This window comes from Kluyvera sp. Awk 3 (assembly GCF_028069715.1).
Lineage (GTDB): Bacteria > Pseudomonadota > Gammaproteobacteria > Enterobacterales > Enterobacteriaceae > Kluyvera > Kluyvera georgiana_A.
Map to the genome: position 1 here is coordinate 1 of NZ_JANEWH010000202.1, position 5830 is coordinate 5830.

Genomic DNA, 5830 nt, shown 5'->3' on the forward strand with positions numbered 1-5830 from the left:
ATAAAAAAGAATTTGCGTTAGCGGCTATTTGAAATACAGGCCCGACGTCGTACGCCGCCGGGCCGGCGTTCATCATGCCGCGTGGTTAGCTGCGCTATCCAGCAGGGCCATCTCTTCGCTATTCAGCAGCTTTTCGATATTGACCAGAATCAGCATCCGGTCGCCCAACGCGCCAAGCCCGGTGAGATATTCCGTAGACAGCGTTACGGCAAACTCGGGTGCCGGACGAATCTGCTCCGCCGCCAGCGACAGCACATCGGAAACGCCGTCAACTACGATCCCGACGACACGCTGACCGAGATTCAGTACGATCACCACGGTGTTGTCGTTGTACTCAACGTCCTGCTGGCTGAACTTCACCCGCAGATCGACAATCGGCACGATCACGCCGCGCAGATTGGTGACGCCTTTAATAAAGGCTGGCGTGTTGGCAATGCGTGTGACCTGGTCGTAACCCCGAATCTCCTGCACCTTCAGGATATCGATACCGTACTCTTCGTTGCCCAGGGTAAATACCAGAAATTCCTGACCTGTCGGTTCTCCCGCCAGTTTTGTTACATTCGTCATACCGGTCATGTTTTCTACCTTTTTTCTGCGTTTCAGGCGGCTGTGTTCGCCAGACGTTTATCACGATTCAGTCCCTGCAGGGCGGAGACGTCAACAATCAGCGCGACGCTACCGTCGCCAAGAATGGTCGCCGCCGATATGCCCGGCACTTTGCGATAGTTGCTTTCCAGGTTTTTCACCACCACCTGGTGCTGACCAATCAGCTGATCGACCAACAGCGCATAGCGACGACCCGCGCTTTGCAGGATGACCACAATGCCCTGCGTGGCCTCGGTTTTCGCGCCCTGTACATCGAAAGCTTTCCACAGCTCCACCAGCGGCAAATATTCGCCGCGTACTTCCAGTACACGTTCGCCGCCCGCCAGCGGATGCAGATCCTCTTCACGCGGCTGCAAAGACTCCATCACCGCGTTGAGCGGCAGGATAAAGACCTCTTCGCTAACCTTCACCGACATGCCATCAAGAATCGCCAGCGTCAGCGGCAGCAGAATGCGGATCGTCGTCCCGGCCCCCTGCTTCGATTGGATTTCAACGTGGCCGCCCATCTCCTGAATATTTCGTTTGACCACGTCCATACCCACGCCACGCCCGGAAACGTCGGTCACCTGCTCGGCGGTGGAGAAGCCTGGCGCAAAGATCAGCATGCCGACCTCTTCATCCGTCATGCTTTCATTCACGGCCATTCCCTGCGACACGGCTTTTGCCAGAATACGTTCGCGGTTCAGCCCCGCGCCATCGTCAGTGACTTCGATACAGATATTGCCACCCTGATGTTCCGCAGAGAGAATCAGGTTACCCACAGCAGATTTCCCGGCCGCCAGACGCGTTTCCGGTAGCTCAATACCATGGTCCAGGCTATTGCGCACCAGGTGAGTCAGCGGGTCAATAATGCGTTCAATCAGGCTCTTGTCCAGTTCAGTGGAGCTGCCCATCAGCGTCAGCTCCACCTGCTTGCCAAGCTTACCCGCCAGATCGCGCACCAGACGCGGGAAGCGGCTAAAGACATATTCCATCGGCATCATACGGATGGACATCACCGATTCCTGCAGGTCGCGCGCATTGCGCTGAAGCTGGCCCATGCTGGTGATCAGATCGCCATGCGAGACCGGGTCCAGCGCGTTGGAACGCTGGGCCAGCATCGACTGAGTAATGACCAGCTCGCCAACCAGGTTAATCAACTGATCGACCTTCTCAACCGCCACGCGGATACTGGTAGATTCACTGCTGCGCGCTGCCGGTTTTTCACGCTCTACGCGGGGTGCCGTCTGGCTTGCTGCAACGGCCGGCGCCGCCGGGGCGACAACCGGCAGTTCGACGATCTCTTCGGCTATTTCCACCAGCGCAGGCTCAGTGGCCGCGGCAACGGTGGTGAACGCTATCTGGTCGGCCTCGATTACGAAACACAGCACGGCGACGATATCGTCCTGATCCACGCTACCGTCGAGCACCGCGGTGAGACTATCGGCCGTTTTGTTGACCTGGCTCAGCGTCGCCAGATTACCCAGCTCCTCTTCCAGCATATCGGGTTCACCGGCCTTCAGGCGCGACAGCGTGATCTGGGTTTTGCCGGCGGCGGCGGTATCGATCCCAACCGTCTCGGTCTGCATACTGTTGTCGACCACGCTCAGGCGGGCGCTTGCGGCCACCGGTGGGACGCTTTCGCCTTTCGCCTCCAGCGCCAGTTGCCGCAGGGCGTTGCAGATATATTCGAAGCTGGCAGCATCCGGTTCGCTGGAGCTTTTATAGGCGTCGAGCTGTTCCTGCATAATATCTTTGGTTTCCAAAAACAGGTTGATAATATCGGTGTTGAGCTTCATCTCCCCACGGCGTGCCTCATCCAGCAGGTTCTCCATCAGATGCGTCGTTTCCTGCAGCACGGAGAAGCCGAAGGTGCCCGCCCCGCCCTTGATCGAGTGTGCCGCGCGGAAGATCGCGTTCAGCTGTTCAGCGTCAGGGTCATCCACCGCCAGATCCAGCAGATGCTGTTCCATATCGGCCAACAGCTCGTCGGCCTCATCAAAAAATGTTTGATAAAAATCGCTGATATCCATGCTCACGCAATCACCTCGAGTCGGGTTGTGGCGCCGTAGTACCTGATGCAGACGGTGAGGTCGTCGGCGACGGTAATACGCTTAAAGGTTCATTCTGGCTCTCGGCATTCTCATGGAGAATGGCCTGCTCAGCCTGGTTATTCAGCACCAGCAGGCTGATGCGACGGTTAATCGCATCATTGCCGCCGTGCTCTGATAAGCGCATCGAGTTTGACATCCCAATTACGCGTAAAACTTTGCCATCATCCAGCCCGCCGGCCACCAGTTCGCGGCGCGAGGCGTTGGCGCGATCCGCCGACAGCTCCCAGTTACTGTAGCCACGTTCACCAGTGGCATACGGGTAGTCGTCAGTGTGGCCGGCCAGGCTGACCTTATTGGGAATTTCGTTCAGCACCGGCGCAATGGCGCGCAGGATATCGCGCATGTAGGGTTCCACTTCCGCGCTGCCGGTTTTAAACATCGGTCGGTTCTGGCTGTCGATAATCTGAATGCGCAGCCCTTCCTGTACGAGGTCAATCTTCAGGTGCGGACGCAGCGCGCGCAGCTTGGGATCGGCCTCAATCAGCTGGTCCAGTTCGCCACGAATACGTTTCAGGCGGTTGGTTTCCATCCGTTTTTTCAGGTCGTCAATATTTGGCTGCTTGTGTACTTCGCCCTGCTGCTGGGTGACATCATCCCCGCCGCCGGGAATCGGACTCTCGCTGTTCGCCATCCGCTGGCCGCCGGTGATCGCGGTGGCCAGCGGCGTACGGAAGTACTCCGCTATCTGAATCAGCTCTTTCGGGCTGGAGATGGAGATCAGCCACATCACCAGGAAGAACGCCATCATTGCCGTCATAAAGTCGGCATAGGCAATCTTCCACGAGCCATGGGCGCTGCCGTGAGATTTATGTTTGCGCCGCTTAACGACGACAATAGGATGCGCTTGATTCTTCATGCGTCCTCGGTGGTCGTTTGCTGTTGCCCCGCCGGGTTACGCACCGCGCGGACGTGCTCTTCCAGCTCGATAAACGACGGGCGTTCGCTGGTGTAGAGCGTTTTTCGGCCAAATTCGACGGCGATAGGCGGCGCGTAGCCGTTGAGGTTAGACAGCAGCGTAATTTTGACGCACTGCATCATCTTGGTCGTTTCCGCGCTCTTTTGACGCAGCACGCTCGCGAGCGGTGAGACGAAACCATAGGCCAGCAGGATCCCGAGGAACGTACCGACCATCGCGTGGGCAATCAGCGCGCCCAGTTCTGCCGCCGGACGGTCGGCTGATCCTAAGGCGTGCACCACGCCCATGACCGCCGCAACAATACCAAACGCCGGCAGTGAGTCGCCCACCAGCGCCAGACTGTTGGCTGGCACTTCGCTTTCACTTTCGTGGGTTTCGATCTCTTCATCCATCAACGCTTCAATTTCGAAGGTGTTCATGTTGCCGCTGATGATCAGGCGCAGGTAATCGACGATAAATTCCAGCATCACGGTATCCGCGAGAATGCGCGGATAGCTGGCGAAAATTTCGCTCTCTTTCGGATTCTCGATATCGCGCTCGAGCGAAAACATCCCCTGCTGACGTGACTTGGCCATCAGGCGATAGAGCAGCGCCAGCAAATCCATATACATCGTTTTGGTGTACTTTGAACGCCGGAACAGTAAAGGCAATGCTTTCAGGGTGCCCTTAATCGCCTTGCCGTTGTTTCCCACGATGAAAGCGCCAACCCCCGCCCCGCCGATAATAACCAGCTCGGCCGGTTGATACAGTGCTCCAAGGTGTCCGCCAGTCATCATATAACCGCCGAAAACTGTCCCCAAAACAACCAGGTAACCTATTAAGATCAGCACGCTATCATCCTTCCACTGTTGACTAAGAGAGGAGACAGATGAGCAATTTCACCCACACGCAGGTAAAAAAAAGCAGCGGCCATAATGGCCGCTGCTGGAGTGTTTTCGTCACACCGTGTGGGGTTAAACAGCTTGCTCTATCTGTTCATCCAGCAGTTGTGGATTACTATCGGCAAGATCCTCAGAAAGTTTACGTCTTTTTACGGCTCGTGATGGCGGTTGGCATAAGCTGCATACAAAGCTACCAACGGGCTGGTGAGCGTGAGTCACAAAGTTACCGCCACAGGCGTTGCAACTGGAGAGTTCAAGCATGCCGCTTTCGACGAAACGGACTAACGTCCACGCGCGCGTCAGGGCCAACAGCGGCCCGGCATCCTGCTGCGGACACTGCTCAAGGTAAAGACGATAAGCCTTGATCACCGCATCAACGCCGGAACATTGCCCACTTTTGAGTAAGAACTGCCAGGCATTACAGAACATGGAAGAGTGAATATTCTGCTCCCAGGTCATAAACCAGTCCGTGGAGAACGGTAGCATCCCCTTCGGCGGCGGGCTGCCGCGAAGTTCTTTGTAGAGCTTAATCAGGCGACCACGACTCAGCTGTGTTTCGCTTTCCAGCATTTGCAAACGCGCGCCCAGGGTAATCAGCTCCATAGCAAGCTGAATATCGCGCGCTTCCTGAACAATGCTTTTTTCGCTCATGATCAGGCCCTTTTCTTACGGGCAGGTTCGCCTGTATGACTGGCCTGATTCAGCAGTCGTGTGGAGAGCAGAATACCGGTGTGAATTTGCTGTAAATCGTCAACGCGTGACTCCTGCGTCAGACGGGTGATGGTTTGGGAGTCATCAAAACGGAACTGACAAACCAACTGATTGGTTTCGGCCAGTTTAACCATCTGCGGGAGCGTCAGTTCCCCGAGGACTTTCGCCATATCCTCGTTGATACCGAGGCGGAACATGGCTGAAGCCTTATCCTGACCGATCAAACGCTGTGCAAGAAGCAAGTAAGACAAGTTGATGTCATAGATGTGCTTTAGCAACTCGGATGTATGCATTTTCCCCATCCCGAATAACCAATTTGTACTTTTATGCGGAAAATCCGCATACCCCGTGATGTCGTCGGGCAAGGCCCGATAAAAAAGAATCGGTCAAAATGCATAGCCGATTAGGTGAATCTCATGCCCCATCGCCGGGCAACGTTTTGAACGCACGGCCCGACAAATCTAAACATTTCTTACAATTTACTAAGATTTTTCCTAATTCGACGCAACTTTACTCGCCAGATGTGACACATACAATGTTACTTCACTGTTAATTTGAAATTTATGTGATCTCCATCACAAAATCAAACCGTATTTTTACACTGTATCCATCAGTCATAGTTG

6 protein-coding genes are annotated in these 5830 nt (G+C 55.4%); all 6 read right to left on the reverse strand.

Features of this window, described 5'->3' with window-relative positions; translation table 11 throughout:
* Positions 1 to 72 precede the first annotated feature (72 nt).
* Positions 73 to 576, reverse strand: a complete 504-nt coding sequence (gene cheW, locus NNN71_RS23325) for a chemotaxis protein CheW (RefSeq protein ID WP_064544638.1) — start codon at positions 574 to 576, stop codon at positions 73 to 75.
* Positions 577 to 599: 23 nt separating this feature from the next.
* Complete coding sequence (gene cheA, locus NNN71_RS23330) at positions 600 to 2624, reverse strand: chemotaxis protein CheA (RefSeq protein ID WP_442910526.1); 2025 nt, start codon at positions 2622 to 2624, stop codon at positions 600 to 602.
* A gap of 4 nt (positions 2625 to 2628) precedes the next feature.
* Complete coding sequence (gene motB, locus NNN71_RS23335) at positions 2629 to 3555, reverse strand: flagellar motor protein MotB (protein ID WP_163448970.1); 927 nt, start codon at positions 3553 to 3555, stop codon at positions 2629 to 2631.
* Positions 3552 to 4445 carry a flagellar motor stator protein MotA gene (gene motA, locus NNN71_RS23340; protein ID WP_064544632.1) on the reverse strand — a complete coding sequence of 298 codons (894 nt, stop codon included), beginning with the start codon at positions 4443 to 4445 and terminating at the stop codon, positions 3552 to 3554. The genes motB and motA overlap by 4 nt, the downstream gene beginning before the upstream one ends.
* 123 nt (positions 4446 to 4568) lie before the next feature.
* Complete coding sequence (gene flhC / locus NNN71_RS23345) at positions 4569 to 5153, reverse strand: flagellar transcriptional regulator FlhC (RefSeq protein WP_191091026.1); 585 nt, start codon at positions 5151 to 5153, stop codon at positions 4569 to 4571.
* Positions 5150 to 5500, reverse strand: a complete 351-nt coding sequence (gene flhD / locus NNN71_RS23350; protein ID WP_163448972.1) for a flagellar transcriptional regulator FlhD — start codon at positions 5498 to 5500, stop codon at positions 5150 to 5152. Before flhD ends, flhC begins: the two co-directional genes overlap by 4 nt.
* Between the last annotated feature and the right edge of the window lie 330 nt (positions 5501 to 5830).

Excerpts from the sequence above, each read along its gene's own strand:
- cheW (WP_064544638.1), bottom strand. The coding sequence starts at position 576 with ATGACCGGTATGACGAATGTAACAAAACTGGCGGGAGAACCGACAGGT.
- motB (WP_163448970.1), bottom strand. The coding sequence starts at position 3,555 with ATGAAGAATCAAGCGCATCCTATTGTCGTCGTTAAGCGGCGCAAACAT.
- flhD (WP_163448972.1), bottom strand. The coding sequence starts at position 5,500 with ATGCATACATCCGAGTTGCTAAAGCACATCTATGACATCAACTTGTCT.